The following is a 17,704-nucleotide window of genomic DNA, read 5'->3' as shown; positions in this document are numbered from 1 at the left end:
TTGTCTCGCGAGACGCGGCGATCAGAAGTCACGCTGAATGCGCAGGCGCCCTTCCCAGCCGCTGTCGGATCCAAGAGCCTGGCCGGTCGCCGGGACGAAGATCCGATTGCGGGGATCGACGCGGGCGTAGATGACCTCGACACCGAAATCGAGTCCGCCGACCGGGCTCCAGATCACGTTCGATCCGACGCGCCACTCGTTGAAATCGGTAAGGCCGGTCACGAAGCCCTCGGGCGACACCAAGCTGGCGCCTGCACCGTAATCCACGCGCATATACGAGCCGAAGATCGACTGGCGGAGGCTCGGTGTCCAATAATGGCGCAGGCCGCCCGCAATCGACCAGCCGTGCCCACGATCGATGTCTCCGGTGACAGGATTGATGTAGGCATCGACGAGCCCGACGCCGCCATTGGCGGTGATTGCGTTGAAGGGCGATGAGTTGAGGCCGGCGTTGCCGCCGTCCATATATGCCAGCGCGCCGTTGGTGTAGGTCGCGGCGAACCACAGGGCGTCACCGGGAGCGAGTTGCGGAAGGTTCACGTTGCCTGCGAAGGCCACGGCAAACCCGTATTCGCTATCCGGGAACCCGGCCGCCGGACCGAGTGGAGTGGCGGCCGAGAAGAGGTCGTTGCTGCGGATCTGGTGGACGGCCCCGGAGAGCTGAGCCGTGCCCCAGGTGCCCTCGTACTTGAGATTGCCGACGACGTCCGGAAGACGCTGCCCGGCATAGGTCAGGCCGCTGGCCGCAAGGCCGCCGGGGATGAAATCGTTCCGACGCCGTTCGAGACCGTCTTCCACGGCGATCGACGCAGAGAACCCGCTGCCGAAGGTGAAGGTGTAGGCCAGCAGGTTGACGTCCGGCGCGTCGTCGAAGCGCAGCGTGCCGAAATGCTCCGTCGGCAGGTCGCCGTTCGAGAAGAAGGACACGACGCGACCGGCCGTCAGGCCACCGAACTGAACGAAGGCTTCGGCCAGGTTCGGAGAGGTGGAGACGCCACCGGGCGCTCCGTTGAACGGCGTGCCCGACGTCCGGGTGATCTCGAAGCGGATCACCGAACGGAGCAAACCGTAAGCGGTCGCGGTGCGCGCATCGAGCTGGATGCGGCCGCGGGTATAGAAGCCGACGGCGTCGTCGCCACGGGCCAGCGGCTCGGTGTACAGAACTTCGGCGCGGACTCGGCCAGCCACCCGGAGGCAGGTGTCGGTCCCGGGGATGGAGAAGAAACTCTCCCCGTAGGTCGAGCAGACACGAACATACTCGACGGGAGCGGCCTTCTGGGCCGGCAGGTCCGCCGCCTGGGCCCCTGCAGTCGACGCCAACCCCATCAGCGAACCAATTAGAAGACTCTGAACGAGCTTCATCGAAATCTCCACTCTGGCCTGTCCCCCGAGGACTTTAAGCCCCGGGCTGGAATGTAACACTATTTACATTCGGAGATGGGAGACAATGCCTCAGGAAGGCCTCGACCGCTGAAGTTGCGAGCGCCTTGCCCAAAAACTGGCCAATCGAGACGTCATGGATTCACTGTCGGGATGAGTGTTGCAGAGGGGCCACAGACATGCCGCAAGGGCATGTCCCCGAACATCACACAAGCTGAACCGAGGGTCAGTCGCCGAAGAAATCCAGGTCGCCGCTCCGGCAACGATAGCCGACCGGGCATTGCGGCGAGTCCCGCGTCGGGACCCAGGCAGGATCAAGGTATTCGTTGATCTCGCAAAAACTGCGATCGCGCACGAACCGGTCATAGGTATAGGTGCCGGTGCTGAGCACCGCTGCGCCCCGGGAGAAGACGATCTGTTGCGCCTGCCGGCAGGTCATGGCTGTCGTGAGGGGCCGTTGCTGCGCGTCAGCGACCGTCGTCGCGAGGGCGGTGAAGGCGAGGATCAGGGCGAGCTTCTTCATGACCTGTGTCCGAGGGATGCGGTTCTGTAGGAAACTAGAGGTCGGACAGGAACGGCAAAGCAGGCAACACCGTTTTGTGACCGAAGGCCCCCGGCCTTCTAGAGCATCGGCTGGAGTCGCCGCGCCATTTCGAGGGCACCCGCATAATCCGTCTTGCCCGAGCCGAGAACGGGAATGGCCGAAATCAGAACGGCTTTGGGAACCCAAAGCTCCGGAAACCCCTGCTCCCTTGCATGGTCGAGAAGCGCGTCGCGATCCGCGTCCGGCTTGTCCGTGATCAGGACGATCTGCTCGCCCTTCCGCGGATCGGGCAACGCCACCACCACGTGATTGAAGGTCGGCCACAGGCTCTGGGCCACGGATTCGATGGCGGCGAGAGAAACCATCTCGCCGCCGATCTTGGCGAAGCGCTTGGCGCGGCCAAGGATGCTGACCAGCCCCGCCTCGTCGACGGCGACGATGTCGCCCGTATCATGCCAGCCGTCGGGCGGCGGCAGGATCGCCCCGGGATGGTCGGGGTCGAGATAACCCTTCATGACATTGGGCCCGCGCACCCGAAGCCGCCCGCCCTCGTGAACACCCTCCACAGGGTCGAGATGCCCTTCCAGCCCTGGCAGGAAGGGCCCGACGGCTCCGGGGCGGTTTCGTTCCGGAAGACTGACGGCGATCACGGGCGAGCACTCGGTGGCGCCGTAGCCCTCGAGAATCACGGTGCCGTGGCGGCCCCAGAGCTTGCGCGTCTCGTCCTTCACGCGCTCCGCACCGGCGATCACGTAGCGCACGCTGGCCAGATCGCTCTCGCCTGCCGCACGGGCATAGCCCTGCAGGAAGGTGTCGGTCGAAAGCATGATCGTCGCATGCGTCCCGGCGACGAGCTTCGGCACCTGCCTGTAATGCAGCGGGCTCGGATAAAGGACCGTCTTCATGCCGTTGAGGACGGGGGTGAGAAGGCCCGCCGTCAGGCCGAAGGAGTGGAAGATCGGCAGCGGATTGAAGAAGATGTCGTCGTCGCCGAGGACGTCGCCCGCATGGGCCTTCACCTGATATGCGTTGGCGACCAGATTGGCGTTCGACAGCACGACGCCCTTCGGCTTGCCCTCGGACCCGGAGGTGAACAGCACGACGGCCGGATCGTCGGCTTTCACGTCCGCCCCCGCGTGAACGCGGCGCGCCCACCAGCTGTCGAGGAGCGCGCGGATCTTGTCGAGGCTGGTGATCGTCGCCCGAACATCCTCCAGGTAGATGACCGTGCGGCCTTCGCCCAGGCTTGCGAGCACGTCGTCCAGCTTGCCCTGCTCGATGAACCGGCGGGACGTCACGATGGTCCGGATCCGCCCGATGTCGCAGGCGGCCTCGAGATTCCTGATCCCGGCCGTGAAGTTCAGGAAGGCCGGGACGCGGCCGAAGGCATTGAGCCCGAACAGGGTGACGGCGATAGCCTGGACGTTCGGCAGCAGGACGCCCACCGTCTCGCGCGGCGCGAGCCGTCCCGCGAGCTTGCGGCCCAGGAGAAGCGCACCCAGGGCAAGGCGTCCGAAAGTGACCGGCTGACGCTCCAGATCCTCGAGGGCCGCCTTGTTTCGCCCGAAACGGTCCCGTGCGTCGAGCAGAGCGGTGAACAGGCTTTTGCGTGTCGCGGCAACATCGAACCCAGCCAAAGGCGTTCCCCTCCTCCCAACCCTGACGTTATCCAGCGGAACCTTCGCGGATCGGCGCCTGGTAGGCGAGGCCCATGTCCCACGGGAAATAGATCCACGTATCCTGGCTGACTTCCGTGACGAAAGTGTCGACGACGGGCCGGCCGGCCGGCTTGGCATAGACCGTGGCGAAATGCGCGTCGGGAAGCATGTCGCGCACCATCTTCGCAGTCTTGCCGGTGTCGGTGAGATCGTCCACCACCAGCACGCCCTTGCCGGTCCCTTCACCGAGGGACTTGATCGAGGGCGCGATATCCTTGAGCACCTGCAGCTCGCCCTGGCTCTTGTAGTCGTGATAGCTGGCGATGCAGACGCTCTCGATGAGGCGGACATCGAGCTCGCGGGCCACGATGGCCGCGGGGACGAGGCCGCCGCGGGTGATGCAGACGATCGCCTCGAAAGGACCGGCGGCGGCGAGCCGCCAGGCCAGGGCGCGGGCATCGCGGTGGAACTGATCCCAGGAGACCGGGAAGGCTTTCGGAGAGGTGGGGGACATCGGGCTCACTCGTAGGGCTTTTGGATCGGGGACGGACTCATAGCGGATTGCGGTCGGCCTTCAAGCGACCGAGCAGTTCGTGGACGGCATCGACGGCCGCGGTGACTGCGGCGGCATCCTTGCCGCGCACGACGATCTGATTGCGGAAGCCGCTCGTGGAAAAGGAGGGATAGGACCCGATGGTCACGCGCTCGTTCGCGGCGGCGATGGCGGCAAGGCCCTCGGCATAGATGCCCTCCGCCAGCCCCTCCGCCTCGATGGTGGTCGCGATCAGCTTTTCCCCGGTCTCGAGCGTCGGGGCGACCGTATCGAGCATGACCTGCATGATGGAGGGCACACCCGCCATGACGAACACGTTCCCGATCCTGAAGCCAGGTGCCTTTGAGATCGGGTTCTCGATAAGGTCCGCCCCTTCCGGGATACGGGCCATGCGCATCCGCGCCTCGTTCAGGTCGTGAGGCTGATAGCGCTCGCGCAGCATGGCGACCGCGCGAGGATCGTAGTCGATCCCGACCCCGAACGCCTTCGCGACGCTGTCGGCGGTGATGTCGTCGTGGGTCGGCCCGATGCCGCCGGTCGTGAACAGGTAAGAATAGCGGCCGCGCAGGGCGTTCACCGCCGCAACGATCTCCTCCTCGACATCCGGAACAATCCTGACTTCGCGCAGGTCGATGCCGATGCCGGTGAGATATTCGGCGATGTAGCCGATATTCTTGTCCTTGGTGCGGCCTGTCAGGATCTCATCGCCGATGATGAGGAGGGCGGCAGTGACGGAAACGGCCATGGGAAGGGTCCTTTTGAGGGCGTTTAGCGCCGGACGCGCCATTTCTCAAGCAAGGCCGCGGTTGAAGGGCGGGCTTCTCCCCTGTAGGGAGACCTTTTCCAGACCGACGGATCATCATGCGTTTTCATGTGCCCCTGCTCGCGGGCCGCCTGATCGAGCGCTACAAGCGTTTCCTGGCCGACGTGGTGCTCGACAGTGGAGAGCGGGTGACGGCCCATTGCGCCAATCCGGGCGCCATGCTCGGCCTGAAGGAGCCCGGTTCGAGGGTTCTGCTCTCGCGGGCGTCGAACCCGAAGCGCAAGCTGGCCTATAACTGGGAGTTCGTGGAGGTCGCGGCGGGCGGCGGCCCCAGCCAGCTCGTCGGCATCAATACGTCCCGCCCCAACCTCCTGGTGGCGGAAGCCCTGCGCGAGAACCGGCTTGCTCCCTTCACGGGCTATGACCGCGTGCGGCCTGAGGTCAGATACGGCCGCAACAGCCGGATCGACTTTCTCCTCGAAAAGGAGGGCGCCCCACCCTGCTATCTGGAGGTCAAGAACTGCCACCTGATGCGCGAGGCGGATTTTGCGGAGTTTCCCGATTGTGTCGCGGCCCGCAGCGCCAAGCATCTCTACGAACTTGCGGACATGGCTGCGACCGGCGCCCGCGCGGCCCTGGTCTATGTGATCCAGATGCGGGCTGGCCGATTCGACGTCGCCCGCGACATCGATCCCGCCTACGACAGGGCCTTCCGCCACGCCCTCGCGGCGGGGGTCGAGTCCTATGCCTATATCTGCCGGCTCACCCCGGAAGAGGTGACGATCGACCGCCCCATCGAGATCATCACGCCACGGTAGACGCCGTCTGTCGGGACGGCGCGAAGCCGAACACCCACAATCTTCATCGGCTCAGAATGAAGGCCTGTGGCTGCGGTTGCGCTTTCTCGGGCATCGTCAGCGGTGCTGGATTCCGGACTTGCCTGACGGCAATCCGGAATGACGGCGTGAGGGGATCAACCTCCGTCATTCCGGGGCTGCGAAGCGGAGCCCGGAACCCATAAACACGATCGTACAGAAGAGAGTTACGGCAGCCGCTGCGCTTTATCCTGAAAGGATAGAGCTTATGGGTTTGCTCGCCTCGCGTGGCCCTTCAGGTCGAGCTCCGCTTCGCTCGCCCGGATTACCCCCGCTCGAATACCAGATTCATCCGGGTCTGCAGGATCAGGCGATAGCCCTTGGTCGCCAGGAGCTGCGGCAGGTCGGTCTGCCAGCGGTCCCGGCCGTCTTCGATGACGATGAGCGAGGGGTGGAGCGAGGCCGGCGCATCGCGGAAGAACGGGTCGAGGATCAGATCCTCTGCCCCTTCCACGTCGAGCTTGACCGCATCGACCCGTCCAAAGCCCTCGCGGTAGAGGAGATCGAGCAGGGTCACGGCGGGAACGCGGATGGCGTCGGTCTGGCTCGAGCTGACGATCTTCACGCTCGACTCGCCCCGGTTGTTGGGATCGAGGAAAAGGGTGAGTTCGCCGGTCTTGTCCGCCACCGCGCAGGCGACGGCCTTGATCGTCCCGAAGGGATTCTGGCGGATATTATAGGTCAGCCGGTCAAACACCTCCGGCTGCGGTTCGACGGCCAGGATCCGAGCCGAGGCACCCGCGCGGGCTGCGACGAAAAGCGCATACCAGCCGACATTGGCGCCCACGTCCACGAAGGTGAATCCCTCGCCGATCCGGCTTGAGAGCAGGTCGAGCTCGGCGGGGTCGAAATACTGCGGCGTGAACAGGATGCGCTTCTCGCACACGTTGTTGTAGGGATGGAGCCGCATGCGCACACCGAAGGTTTCGACGTCGATCGGGGCGCCCTTCAGGGAATGGAGCACGAGATGGCGCAGCATCAGGGCGATGCGGCGCGTGGCCCAGCGCTGGGGAAGGCGGCGCGTGCTCGCAATGGCGAAGCTTGCCAGGCCGGAGGGCGCATAGGCACCGTAGGGGCGTGGATCGTTCATGTCGTCTCGAAATAATGAAGCCGGGAGACCGGCGAAATGTTGGGGAGGTCATGACACCCCCGGGCGCCAATCGCAAGCCGGCGGCTCTCTTTGCTTGCGTCGGGCGCGCCAATCCTTACATTCGGAAAACCATCCAAGGACCGAGAATGACAGAGACAGACACCATCGAACGCAGGCGGGCCGCCGAGATTCCCCTTCATGGCCCCGAGGCCTTCGAGGGCATGCGCCGGGCCGGCCGCCTGTCCGCTGAGGCGCTGGACATGCTCGCCGACAAAGTAAGGCCGGGCGTGACGACGGAGTTCCTCGACAAGCTGTCCTTCGATTTTATCCGGGACCATGGCGCCTATCCCGCCTGCCTGCATTACCGCGGCTACAACAAGACCATCTGCACCTCCATCAACCACGTGGTCTGTCACGGCATCCCCAACGACAAGCCCCTGCGCGACGGAGACATCGTCAACATCGACATGACGGTCATCCTCGATGGCTGGCACGGGGATTCGAGCCGGATGTTCTATGTCGGGGATGTCCCCCGGCGGGCCAAGCGCCTGTGCGAGATCACCTACGAGGCAATGATGCGCGGCATCGCGGCGGTGCGCCCCGGCGCGACCACCAACGATATCGGCGCCGCGATCCAATCCTACGCGGAGGCCGAGCGCTGCTCCGTGGTGCGGGATTTCTGCGGCCACGGCCTCGGCCGTGTATTCCACGATTCGCCGACCATCCTCCACTATGTGGAGCCGGCCTATAACGTGGAGTTGAAGGCGGGGATGCTGTTCACCATCGAGCCGATGATCAATCTCGGCCGCCCGCAGGTGAAGGTGCTCTCCGACGGCTGGACCGCCGTGACCCGCGACCGTTCCCTCTCGGCCCAGTTCGAGCACACGGTCGGCGTAACCGACACCGGCGTCGAGATTTTCACCCTCTCGCCCAAGGGCTACGACAAGCCGCCTTATAACCTCGCCTGAAGACTGACCGGCGCGGCGCGACGCTTGACACTGCCTCGCGCTTCAAGCCTTTAACGCAACAGAGTATCATCGAGATTCTCTGCAGAGGCGAGCGGGCGGGCATGAGCGGCGACGGTTCTCCCCATTATTTCGGCCACCGGGACCGGCTGCGTGCGCGCTTCTCGGAGATCGGGGGCGATGCGCTGCCGGATTATGAACTGCTGGAGCTGGTCCTGTTCCGCTCCATCCCGCGCCGGGACGTGAAGCCGATCGCCAAGGAACTGCTGAAGCGCTTCGGCACCTTCGCCGAGGTGCTCGCCGCCTCCCCCGCCCGCCTCATGGAGGTGGAGGGGATCGGCGAGAGCGTCGTCACCGACCTCAAGATCGTCGAGGCCTCCGCCCGTCGTCTCGCCAAGGGCGAAGTGGCGAAGCGGCCGGTTCTGACCTCCTGGGCCTCGGTCATCGACTATTGCCGCACCGCCATGGCCTTTATGGACAAGGAGCAGTTCCGCCTGCTCTTCCTCGACAAGCGCAATGCGCTCATCGCCGACGAGGTCCAGCAATCGGGCACCGTCGACCACACCCCGGTCTACCCCCGCGAAGTGGTGAAGCGGGCCCTCGAACTCTCGGCCTCCGCCTTGATTTTGGTGCACAATCACCCCAGTGGCGACCCGACCCCGTCCTCCGCCGACATCAAGATGACCCGCGAGATCATCGACGTGGCCAAACCCCTCGGCATTGTCGTCCACGACCACATCATTGTCGGCCGGGAGGGACATGCGAGCCTGAAGGGGCTGAAGTTGATCTGACCCGCCGTACCAGAAGTCCCTGTCATTCCGGGGCCGCATAGCGGAGCCCAGAACCCATAAACACGACGATTCAGAACAAGACGGGCGACAGCCGCTGCTCTTCATTCTCCACGGCTGGCGGTTATGGGTTCCGGGCCCAGCTCTCCGAACTGTCCGGGAACGGCGGCGAAGGCGGGCAGCTCTTCAGAAGAGGGTCTCCAGCCCGGAAAAGATGGCGTAGATGAATCCCAGGCTCAGCGTCAGGCCGAAGGCGCCGATGACGAGGCCGCTGAGGACGACGACCCCGTCCCGCTCGACCAGACCGAGACCCACGAGGCAGACGGCGAGCCCCATCGGAATCTGCCCCACGAAGGGCGGCGCGAACAGCAGGCCCAGGGCCATGACCAGGAGGACCAGACCCATCAGCCGCATGGTGATCGGCGTATCGAGAAACGTCATCCGGGGACGGGAGAATCGCTCGAGCCGGCGGAACGCCGGCAGCGCCCGGGCCACCGCCCGCTCCACGTCCACGCTCGCGATGGAGCGGTTCAACAGGGCATTCGGAAGCCAAGGTGTCGGACGGCCAAAGATGATCTGGACGGCAACCAGGGCCAGCAGGAGCCCGCAGATCAAGGGAATCGGCGGCGGCATCGGCAGGCAGTTCGGCAAGGCCAGCAGCACGATCAGGAGCGCGAAGGCACGGTCCTGCAACACGCCCATGATGTCGCGAACAGTGAGGCGCTCGCCCGGCTGTGACGCCAGCGCCGCCAGTATCTGAGAAGTACGCGCGTTGGAAAACAAGGAGCCCCGGCAAGTTCGAGGATGCTCTAGACACGCCTCTCTACCCGAGATGGATCCTGTGGCCAAGTGTGCAGGCAAGTCGCAGGCAGGGCCGGGCCGCCCCGCTCAATGGAGGCTGAACTCGCCGTCGACGGCCCGGTATTCGGCAGGACGGATCAATCCGGCATGGCTTACCGTTACGGAATGAAGGGGGCCCGCGAGTTCGCGCTGCCAGAAATCGAGAAACTCCAGCAGAACCGGGAAACGGGGCGCGAGATCGTATTCCTGCCAGATATAGGTCTGCAGGAGATGGGGGTGGTCGGGCATCCGGTAGAGAATGCTCGCGGTCGTGAGTCCATAGCCTTCGAGCTGACGGATGAAATCCCTGGAAACCATGCGAACTCCTTCCAGAAACGGGGCGGCCGCGAGGCGCAGCCTCACGATTTAAAGCGTAGGCGAGCTTGAGAGTTCCGCGACTGCCTCACCAACCAAAGACGCATGTCCGGCCACTCCATCAACCTTGTTCACAACTCGAGGCCGGCTTTCCGTCGGACCTGCACGCCGCCTATTGAGACTTCCCGCCTGTCATCGTATTCCGTTACGCAATCGGGGACGGGGACAGGACGATGAACCGGGGATTGTGGCGGCGCTGGCTCATGGCGGGCGCTCTGGCGATGGCGGTGTCCGCTTGCAGCGGAAACGTTCTGAACACCCCGATCAATGGCCCCATCGCCAACGTGTCGGATCAGGGCGGATGGCCCCTGGGGCCCGACCAGTTCGGCTCGACCGTCATCGGCGTCGCATTTTCCGGCGGCGGCATGCGCGCCTCGGCCTTTTCCTACGGCGTCCTCAACGAGCTCGACCGCTACCAAGTGACGACCGATCGCGGACCGCAGCGGATGACCGACATGATCGGCCTGGCCTCCGGCGTGTCCGGCGGCTCGGTGACCGCGGCCTATTTCGGCCTCAGGGGCCGAGAGGGCCTGCCGACCTTCCGCTCCCGGTTCCTCGAGCAGGATGCCGAGCAGGGTTTCGACACCGACATCTCGCTGGCGAACGTCCTCAGGATCATCGACGACGGTGGCGTCAACGACCGCTCCAAGTTCCCGAAATGGCTCGACGACAACCTCTTCGACGGCGCCACCTATGCGGATCTCTTCGCCAGGAAGCGGCCGCTGGTCTGGATCGCGGCCTCCGATATCTACAGCCGGGTCCCGTTCGTCTTCGAACCCGTGACCTTCAGTGCCCTGTGCAGCGACCTGAGCCAGGTTCGCCTCTCAGAGGCGGTGGCAGCCTCCGCCGCGGTACCCGGGCTTTTCATCCCGCTGAACGTCCAGAATTACGGCTCATCCTGCGGCGGCCACATCCCGCAATTCTACCAGCGCGGCGCCGTGGATCCGAGTGCCCCCGCCACGCTGAAGGCGAGTGCCGCCGCCCTGGTCCGATACCGCCAGGACCCGGAACGCTTCCGTTACGTTAAACTCCTCGACGGCGGCCTGACCGACAATTTCGGCATTCACTCGCTCGCCATCGCCAGAACCAACCGCGACCGGCCTTACATGCCGATGACCGCCGAGCAGGCCGTGCGCGTCAAGCGCTTCCTGTTCCTGGTCGTCGATGCGGGTCGCGGCCCGGGCGGAAAGTGGCCGGAGCATCTCGCCTCCCCTTCCGGGATGGAGCTCGCCGGCATCGTGACCGACGTCGCCATCGATTCCGGCGTATACAAGGGCTACGACTACTTCACGACCATCATGAACGGCTGGCAGAGCGACCTCAGGCGCTGGCGCTGCTCCCTCTCAAGCGACGAGGTGCTGAAGCTGCGGGGCACTCTGGAGGGCTGGAAATGCGCCGATGTGACCTTCACGGTGGGCCGGGTTTCCTCGGAGGATGCGGGGCCGGAGCTGCGCAAGCACATGGACGACGTGCCCACCCGCTTCAAGCTCGACCGGCCGACCCTGGAGACGGTGATCGAGACGGGCGAGGTCGCCCTGCGCAACAATGCGGTCTTCCGGACATTCATCCGCGGCGGTCCGCAGCGTCTGCTGACCGTCGCTCTCGAGAATTCGCCTTCACCCCAACCGGTCCCGGAATAGACCGCCCTCGCCGCTTGAACGGGGCGCCGCGAGCCCGACTTTCAGTTCTCGGGAAGGACGGTTCCTCCTTCCCCCTTCGGTGAGTACGCCATGCGTTTCGCCTTTGCCGGCATCGACTTCCTGGGAGACGTCTTCGAAGCGCTCCTGGACAAGGGCTGGGAGCCGGTCAAGCTCTTCAGCCGCCCCTGCGACGGCATCTACGATTTCAACGACGTGACCATGGCGAGGGCCCGGTCGCTGCGGATCCCGGTGCAGCTGTCCCGGATCCTTCCCGCCGATCTCGCCCAACTCCGGGCGTCCCGGTGCGAGGCACTGATCGTCGCGGGCTATCCCTGGCTCATCAAGGGATGGGAGGCGCATCTCCCCTACGCGGTCAATTTCCACCCTTCCCCCCTGCCCATGGGGCGAGGACCTTATCCCCTGTTCCAGGCCATCCTCGAGCAGGTCCCGGAATGGGGCGTGACCGCCCATGCCCTGACCCCGTCCTTCGATACCGGCCCCATCGTCGCGCAGGACCTCTTCCCCCTCGACCCGGACGAGAACCATGACCGGCTGCTCGCCCGGTGCCAGATGGCGGCGAAGCGAATCGCCTCCCGTATCGCCGAGGACCTGCCTGGGCTCTGGACCCAGGCGGAGCCGCAGGGAGCGGGCAGTTATTGGCCGCGAATGACGCAAGCCCAGCGCACCCTCGACTGGACTCGGAGCGTCGACGAGATTTTGCGCACCATTCGCGCCTTCGGCTCCATCGAAACCTTCGCACAGGTGAACTCACGCTTTGTCTATGTCTGGGAAGGCAGCGGCTGGTATGAGAACCACGGCTACGATCCGGGCACCCTCGCCCATCGTCACCGCAATCACCTGGTGGTCGCCGCAGGGGGCGGCTTCGTGCAATTGACGGGCTGGAGCGCCTACACGCCTCGGGGGCCGCGCTATCGCGATTGAGCGTTGTGAGGACGGACCCACTGCTCTGCGCCGACGAAAAAGGGACTCAGGGTTCCAGTCGGAACGATGCTCTAGATCTGGTGATAGAGCCGACCCTTGTAGGCCAGTGCGGGTTTCGCTTCCCCGAGTCGGACTGCAACGATCTGGCCGACGATCACGTAATGGGTGGCGACCAGCCGCGCGTCGGCGAGCCGGCAATCGAAGGCGGCGAGGCTCGTGGTTAGGAGAGGCGAGCCGGTCTTGAGCACGTCCCAGGTGCCGACCGTGAAGCGGTCCTGCCCATGGAGGTTCGCCCGCCCGGCGAAGGCATCGGCTACGGCGACATCCTCGATGCCGAGGGTGTTCACGCAGAAAACCCCGTTGGCAATTAGGGATTGCGCGGTGCGCCCCGACGCATTGGCGCAGATCAGCAGCGAGGCTGGATCGTCCGTGACCGGGGTGACGGCGGTGGCGGTGAAGCCTGCGCGGCCGGAGGGCCCGTCGGTGGTCACCACATGAACGGCGGCAACGACCCGACTCATGCCCTCCCGGAAAAGAACAGGATCGGTGGCGCTGGAATCGGCCTGAGCGGGATTGGGGGTGGGGTGAGTCTTCAACATCTGGTTCCGGAGAAGCCTCTTTCACCCTTTTGCGAGGAGCACAAGTCCATAAGGGGCATATGGTTGCCATCCCGACTTTTGGAAGTGGCAGGCGCCGAATGAACGCTCTCTTCGCCAGGAGATCCGATCTATTCGCAAGGAGATCCGATCTATCATCAGCCCGACTGATAGGAAACTTAACAGATTGTTGTCGCGGGGTTCGTGGTTTGCTAGAGACCCCTCCACCTTATGTCCCGCTTGGCCTTGCTCCGGCATCGTGCTTTGGTGGGACGGCTCTAAGAATGACCCCTTCCAGAGGGGCAAGGGTAGGACATGGAAATTTTTGTGCAGCAGCTCATCAATGGGCTGACGCTGGGGTCGATCTACGGCCTCATCGCAATCGGCTACACGATGGTGTTCGGCATCATCGGCATGGTGAACTTCGCCCACGGCGACGTCTTCATGCTCTCGGCCTTCGTCGCTCTCATCTTTTTTCTGATTTTGACCACCTGGCTCGGGATCTCCTCCGTCGTCGTGGCATTGCTGATCGTGCTGGTGCTCGCGATGGTGGTGACATCCCTGTGGGGCTGGGCGATCGAGCGCATCGCCTACCGGCCGCTGCGGGGCTCGTTCCGCCTGGCGCCGCTCATTTCCGCCATCGGCGTGTCCATCTTCCTGTCGAACTTCGTCCAGGTGTCCCAGGGCGCCCGCAACAAGCCGACTCCTCCCATGATCGGCGACGTGATCGTCCTGTTCCAGGGTGAAAGCGGCTACAACGTGGCCCTTTCCTACAAGCAGATCATCATCATGGTCTCGACCGCCGTGCTGCTGACGATCTTCTGGTACATCGTCCAGAAGACCTCCCTCGGCCGGGCCCAGCGCGCCTGCGAGCAGGACCGCAAGATGGCCGCCCTGCTCGGCATCAACGTGGACCAGACGATCTCCCTCACCTTCGTGATCGGTGCCGCTCTCGCGGCGGTCGCCGGCACAATGTACCTGTTGTATTATGGTGTGGTGAGCTTCAACGACGGCTTCGTGCCCGGGGTGAAGGCCTTCACGGCAGCGGTTCTGGGCGGCATCGGCTCGCTCCCGGGCGCGGTTCTCGGAGGGCTGATCATCGGCCTCATCGAGACATTCTGGTCCGCCTATTTTACGATCGAGTACAAGGACGTGGCCGCGTTCTCGATCCTTGCCATCGTCTTGATCTTCATGCCCTCCGGTATTCTCGGTCGGCCTGAGGTCGAGAAGGTTTAAGGAGCACCCCATGAACGCTCCTCCGATCACGACCTCCTCGGCCGAACAGACGGGCGCGCCGAGCCGTTTCGATCTCGCAGCCGCCCTCAAGGACGCCCTGCTGGCGGCATTGATTACCCTTGGCCTGTCGATTCCGATCCTGGCCTATAAGACCGACCAGAGCGGCTCGAGCCTGACGCTCGTCCCGCGCTGGGGCCTGGTCGCCATCATGTGCGCGATCATCTTTGGGCTCCGCGTGCTGCAGCATGCCTTCATGGCGACGCGCGCGGCGCGGCAGGCCCTGCCCGATCCGCACCAGGCGACAGAGCCGGTCCATGCGGAGCCGAGCGCCTACCAGAAGGTCTCGCGCTACGCGATTCCCTTCTTTCTCGGCATCGCCCTGGCCTTCCCGTTCCTGGTCTACGTCGTTCAGGGCGGCCTCACCGAGTCGCGCTACTGGGTCGACCTCGGCATCCTCATCCTCACCTACGTGATGCTCGGATGGGGCCTGAACATCGTGGTGGGCCTCGCGGGGCTTCTCGATCTCGGATATGTCGCCTTCTATGCGGTCGGGGCCTATTCCTACGCCCTGCTCTCGACCACGTTCGGGCTCTCCTTCTGGGTCTGCCTTCCCCTCGCCGGCATCCTCGCCGCCTTTTGGGGAATCATTCTCGGCTTTCCGGTCCTGCGTCTGCGGGGAGACTATCTCGCCATCGTGACCCTGGCCTTCGGGGAGATCGTCCGTCTGGTGCTCATCAACTGGACGGACCTCACGAACGGCGGCGCCGGCATCTCCTCGATTCCCCGCGCTTCGTTCTTCGGCCTCCCCTTCACGGCCGGCGAAGGCGGGTTCGCGAGCACGTTCGGGCTCGAGTTCAACGGCATGCACAGGATGATTTTCCTGTATTATCTCATCCTGGCCCTGGCGCTGCTCACCAACTTCGTCACCATGCGCCTGCGCCGTTTGCCCATCGGCCGCGCCTGGGAGGCCCTGCGCGAGGACGAGATTGCCTGCCGCTCGCTGGGCATCAACACCACCAACACCAAGCTGACGGCCTTCGCCATCGGCGCCATGTTCGGCGGGTTCGCCGGCTCGTTCTTCGCGGTCCGCCAGGGCTTCGTCTCTCCGGAGAGCTTCAACTTCCTGGAATCGGCGATCATTCTGGCCATCGTGGTGATGGGCGGCATGGGCTCCCAGATCGGCGTCGCCATCGCAGCTGTCGTGCTTGTCGGCGGGCCTGAAATGCTGCGCAACCTCGACTTCCTCAAGGCTGTCTTCGGCGAGGGCTTCGATCCCAATGAGTACCGCCTGCTGCTCTTCGGCATGGGCATGGTCGCCATGATGGTCTGGCGTCCGCGCGGCCTGATCTCCGAGCGCGAACCCTCGGTCGTCCTCAAAGAGCGCAAAGCGATCTCGGGCTCGTTCGTGAAAGAAGGACACGGCTAATGCGCTGGCTTCAGGACCCCCTTCTCGACGTCCAGCATCTGACGATGCGTTTCGGCGGCCTCGTCGCGATCAACGACCTCTCGTTCCGCGCCGGGCGCGGCGACATCACGGCCCTCATCGGCCCGAACGGCGCCGGCAAGACGACCGTGTTCAACTGCATCACCGGCTTCTACAAGCCGACCGAAGGCATGATCGCGCTTCGCAAGCCGGAAGGCGGGGAGTTGCTCCTCGAGCGCCTTCCCGGCCATAACATCAACTGGAAAGGCAGGGTCGCCCGCACCTTCCAGAACATCCGCCTGTTTTCCGGCATGACGGTGCTGGAGAACCTGCTGGTGGCCCAGCACAACCCGCTCATGATCTCCTCGGGCTTCACCTTCCTCGGTGTTCTCGGGGTGGGCGGCTACCGCAAGGCCGAGAAGGAGGCGATCGAGCGCGCCCGCTTCTGGCTCGAGAAGACCCGCCTCCTCCACCGGGCGGACGATCCGGCCGGCGACCTGCCTTATGGCGATCAGCGCCGGCTGGAGATTGCCCGCGCCATGTGCACGAACCCGCTCCTGCTCTGCCTCGACGAGCCGGCCGCGGGCCTCAATCCTCGCGAGTCCCTGGAACTCAACGAGCTGCTCCTGTCGATCCGCAAGGACCACGGCACCTCCATCCTGCTGATCGAGCACGACATGTCCGTCGTGATGGAGATCTCGGACCACGTCGTGGTGCTGGATTACGGCACCAAGATCGCGGACGACACGCCGGTCGAGGTCAGGAGCGATCCTCGCGTCGTCGCCGCCTATCTGGGCGTTCCCGACGAGGAAGTGGAAAAAGTCGAAGCGGAGATCGGCGCATGAGTACGGCTGCCATCAACCCATCGGCGACGCTCCAGAGCGGCGTGGCGCGCCAGCCGCTCCTGAGCGTCCGTGGCGTCAAGACCTATTACGGCAACATCATCGCCCTCAAGGGCGTGGACATGGACGTGCACGAGGGCGAGATCGTGACGCTGATCGGCGCCAACGGCGCCGGAAAGTCCACCCTGATGATGACGATCTTCGGAAACCCGCGGGCGCGGGAGGGCACGATCACCTTCGCGGGCAAGGACATCACCAAGATGCCGACCCACGAGATCGCGCGCCTGTCGATCGCCCAATCCCCCGAAGGGCGGCGCATCTTCCCGCGCATGACGGTATTCGAGAACCTCCAGATGGGCGCGTCCATGAACGGGCTGGCCCATTTCGACCAGGATCTCGAGCGCGTCTGCGCCCTGTTCCCTCGCCTCAAGGAGCGCCTGACCCAGCGCGGCGGTACCCTCTCCGGTGGGGAGCAGCAGATGCTGGCCATCGCCCGCGCCCTCATGAGCCGGCCCAAACTCCTGCTCCTGGACGAGCCGTCGCTCGGCCTGGCCCCGCTCATCGTGAGGCAGATCTTCACGATCATCAAAGAGCTGAACGAGCAGGACGGCATGACGGTGTTTCTGGTCGAGCAGAATGCCTACCATGCCCTCAAGCTGGCCCATCGCGGCTACGTGATGGTGACGGGCAACATCACCATGAGCGGCACAGGCAAGGAGTTGCTCGAAAATCCCCAGGTCAAAGCCGCCTATCTCGAAGGAGGGCATCACTGATGCAGGGCTTCCTTTACGAAGAGCCCTCGATCTGGCTCTTTCTCTTTGTCACCGTGGTCCTCGGCGGCGCGGCCGCCTGGATGACCGGCCGGGCCATCGCCATCACATGGCGTCCGTTCCGGCAGCTCCTGGTCTACCTGCTGATCCTCGCGGCTGCCGTGCGATTCATCCATTTCGCCCTTTTCGGCGGCACCCTGCTTTCAGTGCACTACTACGCCATCGACGCGATCGTCGTCCTGATCATCGGCGCGCTCGGGTTCCAGTATAATCGCGCAACCCAGATGACGACGCAGTACCGCTGGCTCTACGAGCGGACGGGGCCTTTCGGCTGGAAGGAAAAAACGTCTCATACGAACGGCTAAGTACCAGAAATTCCAGCGTGACTTCCGCTCAAAAAGAGTCATGATATCACGCGGACTGC

At 64.4% G+C, this 17,704-nt stretch carries 19 protein-coding genes; 10 read left to right on the top strand and 9 right to left on the bottom strand.

Annotated elements, in window-relative coordinates:
- Positions 1 to 21 precede the first annotated feature (21 nt).
- From AC522E_RS05920 to AC522E_RS05900, 5 genes are all read right to left on the bottom strand, one after another.
- A complete protein-coding gene (locus AC522E_RS05920; RefSeq protein WP_500749459.1) occupies positions 22 to 1,362 on the bottom strand; it encodes a porin in 1,341 nt (446 codons plus the stop codon).
- Positions 1,363 to 1,606: 244 nt separating this feature from the next.
- A complete protein-coding gene (locus AC522E_RS05915; RefSeq protein WP_500749458.1) occupies positions 1,607 to 1,903 on the bottom strand; it encodes a hypothetical protein in 297 nt (98 codons plus the stop codon).
- A 98-nt stretch (positions 1,904 to 2,001) separates the two neighbouring features.
- Entirely contained in the window at positions 2,002 to 3,561 is a 1,560-nt protein-coding gene (locus AC522E_RS05910; RefSeq protein ID WP_500749457.1) for an AMP-binding protein, read from the bottom strand.
- 28 nt (positions 3,562 to 3,589) lie between these two features.
- Positions 3,590 to 4,096, bottom strand: coding sequence for a xanthine phosphoribosyltransferase (gene gpt, locus AC522E_RS05905; protein ID WP_500749456.1), 507 nt, complete (start codon positions 4,094 to 4,096; stop codon positions 3,590 to 3,592).
- 37 nt (positions 4,097 to 4,133) lie between these two features.
- Entirely contained in the window at positions 4,134 to 4,880 is a 747-nt protein-coding gene (locus AC522E_RS05900) for a competence/damage-inducible protein A (protein ID WP_500749455.1), read from the bottom strand.
- Between the two features lie 116 nt (positions 4,881 to 4,996).
- On the opposite strand from AC522E_RS05900, the gene sfsA reads away from it, so the two are divergent.
- Positions 4,997 to 5,716 carry a DNA/RNA nuclease SfsA gene (gene sfsA, locus AC522E_RS05895; RefSeq protein ID WP_500749454.1) on the top strand — a complete coding sequence of 240 codons (720 nt, stop codon included), beginning with the start codon at positions 4,997 to 4,999 and terminating at the stop codon, positions 5,714 to 5,716.
- A gap of 322 nt (positions 5,717 to 6,038) precedes the next feature.
- On the opposite strand, the gene AC522E_RS05890 is transcribed toward sfsA, so the two are convergent.
- Positions 6,039 to 6,863 (bottom strand): FkbM family methyltransferase, encoded by an 825-nt coding sequence (locus AC522E_RS05890; protein WP_500749453.1) that lies wholly within the window; start codon positions 6,861 to 6,863, stop codon positions 6,039 to 6,041.
- A 146-nt stretch (positions 6,864 to 7,009) separates the two neighbouring features.
- Here AC522E_RS05890 and map point away from each other — a divergent pair, with 146 nt between their 5' ends.
- Positions 7,010 to 7,831 carry a type I methionyl aminopeptidase gene (map, locus tag AC522E_RS05885; protein ID WP_500749452.1) on the top strand — a complete coding sequence of 274 codons (822 nt, stop codon included), beginning with the start codon at positions 7,010 to 7,012 and terminating at the stop codon, positions 7,829 to 7,831.
- 101 nt (positions 7,832 to 7,932) lie between these two features.
- Positions 7,933 to 8,619 carry a RadC family protein gene (radC, locus tag AC522E_RS05880; protein ID WP_500749451.1) on the top strand — a complete coding sequence of 229 codons (687 nt, stop codon included), beginning with the start codon at positions 7,933 to 7,935 and terminating at the stop codon, positions 8,617 to 8,619.
- Between the two features lie 183 nt (positions 8,620 to 8,802).
- Here the strand turns inward: radC and AC522E_RS05875 are convergent, their stop codons facing one another.
- Positions 8,803 to 9,399, bottom strand: coding sequence for an exopolysaccharide biosynthesis protein (locus tag AC522E_RS05875; protein ID WP_500749450.1), 597 nt, complete (start codon positions 9,397 to 9,399; stop codon positions 8,803 to 8,805).
- Positions 9,400 to 9,504: 105 nt separating this feature from the next.
- Positions 9,505 to 9,774 carry an usg protein gene (locus AC522E_RS05870; protein ID WP_500749449.1) on the bottom strand — a complete coding sequence of 90 codons (270 nt, stop codon included), beginning with the start codon at positions 9,772 to 9,774 and terminating at the stop codon, positions 9,505 to 9,507.
- A gap of 230 nt (positions 9,775 to 10,004) precedes the next feature.
- On the opposite strand from AC522E_RS05870, the gene AC522E_RS05865 reads away from it, so the two are divergent.
- Positions 10,005 to 11,471, top strand: coding sequence for a patatin-like phospholipase family protein (locus tag AC522E_RS05865; RefSeq protein WP_500749448.1), 1,467 nt, complete (start codon positions 10,005 to 10,007; stop codon positions 11,469 to 11,471).
- A gap of 90 nt (positions 11,472 to 11,561) precedes the next feature.
- Positions 11,562 to 12,413, top strand: a complete 852-nt coding sequence (locus AC522E_RS05860) for a methionyl-tRNA formyltransferase (protein ID WP_500749447.1) — start codon at positions 11,562 to 11,564, stop codon at positions 12,411 to 12,413.
- A gap of 71 nt (positions 12,414 to 12,484) precedes the next feature.
- Here the strand turns inward: AC522E_RS05860 and AC522E_RS05855 are convergent, their stop codons facing one another.
- Positions 12,485 to 13,012, bottom strand: coding sequence for a flavin reductase family protein (locus AC522E_RS05855; RefSeq protein WP_500749446.1), 528 nt, complete (start codon positions 13,010 to 13,012; stop codon positions 12,485 to 12,487).
- Between the two features lie 312 nt (positions 13,013 to 13,324).
- On the opposite strand from AC522E_RS05855, the gene AC522E_RS05850 reads away from it, so the two are divergent.
- The 5 genes from AC522E_RS05850 to AC522E_RS05830 are packed head-to-tail and all read left to right on the top strand — an operon-like array spanning position 13,325 to position 17,645.
- On the top strand, positions 13,325 to 14,245 hold the full coding sequence (locus AC522E_RS05850; protein ID WP_500749445.1) for a branched-chain amino acid ABC transporter permease: 921 nt from the start codon (positions 13,325 to 13,327) through the stop codon (positions 14,243 to 14,245).
- A 10-nt stretch (positions 14,246 to 14,255) separates the two neighbouring features.
- Positions 14,256 to 15,671 carry a high-affinity branched-chain amino acid ABC transporter permease LivM gene (gene livM / locus AC522E_RS05845; protein ID WP_500749444.1) on the top strand — a complete coding sequence of 472 codons (1,416 nt, stop codon included), beginning with the start codon at positions 14,256 to 14,258 and terminating at the stop codon, positions 15,669 to 15,671.
- Positions 15,671 to 16,513 carry an ABC transporter ATP-binding protein gene (locus AC522E_RS05840; RefSeq protein WP_500749443.1) on the top strand — a complete coding sequence of 281 codons (843 nt, stop codon included), beginning with the start codon at positions 15,671 to 15,673 and terminating at the stop codon, positions 16,511 to 16,513. Before livM ends, AC522E_RS05840 begins: the two co-directional genes overlap by 1 nt.
- Entirely contained in the window at positions 16,510 to 17,283 is a 774-nt protein-coding gene (locus AC522E_RS05835) for an ABC transporter ATP-binding protein (RefSeq protein ID WP_500749442.1), read from the top strand. Before AC522E_RS05840 ends, AC522E_RS05835 begins: the two co-directional genes overlap by 4 nt.
- Complete coding sequence (locus AC522E_RS05830) at positions 17,283 to 17,645, top strand: DUF6867 family protein (protein WP_500749441.1); 363 nt, start codon at positions 17,283 to 17,285, stop codon at positions 17,643 to 17,645. Before AC522E_RS05835 ends, AC522E_RS05830 begins: the two co-directional genes overlap by 1 nt.
- Positions 17,646 to 17,704: the final 59 nt, after the last annotated feature.

Source organism: Microvirga sp. BF8 (assembly GCF_059888585.1).
The sequence above is the reverse complement of the archived record's forward strand: the minus strand, read 5'-3'. Positions and strand labels throughout refer to the sequence as shown.

What these genes read in the sequence shown, in the direction of transcription:
- livM (WP_500749444.1), top strand. Translation starts at nt 14,256, where the DNA reads ATGAACGCTCCTCCGATCACGACCTCCTCGGCCGAACAGACGGGCGCG.
- AC522E_RS05830 (WP_500749441.1), top strand. Translation starts at nt 17,283, where the DNA reads ATGCAGGGCTTCCTTTACGAAGAGCCCTCGATCTGGCTCTTTCTCTTT.
- AC522E_RS05840 (WP_500749443.1), top strand. Translation starts at nt 15,671, where the DNA reads ATGCGCTGGCTTCAGGACCCCCTTCTCGACGTCCAGCATCTGACGATG.
- gpt (WP_500749456.1), bottom strand. Translation starts at nt 4,096, where the DNA reads ATGTCCCCCACCTCTCCGAAAGCCTTCCCGGTCTCCTGGGATCAGTTC.
- map (WP_500749452.1), top strand. Translation starts at nt 7,010, where the DNA reads ATGACAGAGACAGACACCATCGAACGCAGGCGGGCCGCCGAGATTCCC.
- radC (WP_500749451.1), top strand. Translation starts at nt 7,933, where the DNA reads ATGAGCGGCGACGGTTCTCCCCATTATTTCGGCCACCGGGACCGGCTG.
- AC522E_RS05900 (WP_500749455.1), bottom strand. Translation starts at nt 4,880, where the DNA reads ATGGCCGTTTCCGTCACTGCCGCCCTCCTCATCATCGGCGATGAGATC.
- AC522E_RS05850 (WP_500749445.1), top strand. Translation starts at nt 13,325, where the DNA reads ATGGAAATTTTTGTGCAGCAGCTCATCAATGGGCTGACGCTGGGGTCG.
- AC522E_RS05860 (WP_500749447.1), top strand. Translation starts at nt 11,562, where the DNA reads ATGCGTTTCGCCTTTGCCGGCATCGACTTCCTGGGAGACGTCTTCGAA.
- AC522E_RS05855 (WP_500749446.1), bottom strand. Translation starts at nt 13,012, where the DNA reads ATGTTGAAGACTCACCCCACCCCCAATCCCGCTCAGGCCGATTCCAGC.
- AC522E_RS05890 (WP_500749453.1), bottom strand. Translation starts at nt 6,863, where the DNA reads ATGAACGATCCACGCCCCTACGGTGCCTATGCGCCCTCCGGCCTGGCA.
- AC522E_RS05865 (WP_500749448.1), top strand. Translation starts at nt 10,005, where the DNA reads ATGAACCGGGGATTGTGGCGGCGCTGGCTCATGGCGGGCGCTCTGGCG.
- sfsA (WP_500749454.1), top strand. Translation starts at nt 4,997, where the DNA reads ATGCGTTTTCATGTGCCCCTGCTCGCGGGCCGCCTGATCGAGCGCTAC.
- AC522E_RS05870 (WP_500749449.1), bottom strand. Translation starts at nt 9,774, where the DNA reads ATGGTTTCCAGGGATTTCATCCGTCAGCTCGAAGGCTATGGACTCACG.
- AC522E_RS05835 (WP_500749442.1), top strand. Translation starts at nt 16,510, where the DNA reads ATGAGTACGGCTGCCATCAACCCATCGGCGACGCTCCAGAGCGGCGTG.
- AC522E_RS05920 (WP_500749459.1), bottom strand. Translation starts at nt 1,362, where the DNA reads ATGAAGCTCGTTCAGAGTCTTCTAATTGGTTCGCTGATGGGGTTGGCG.
- AC522E_RS05915 (WP_500749458.1), bottom strand. Translation starts at nt 1,903, where the DNA reads ATGAAGAAGCTCGCCCTGATCCTCGCCTTCACCGCCCTCGCGACGACG.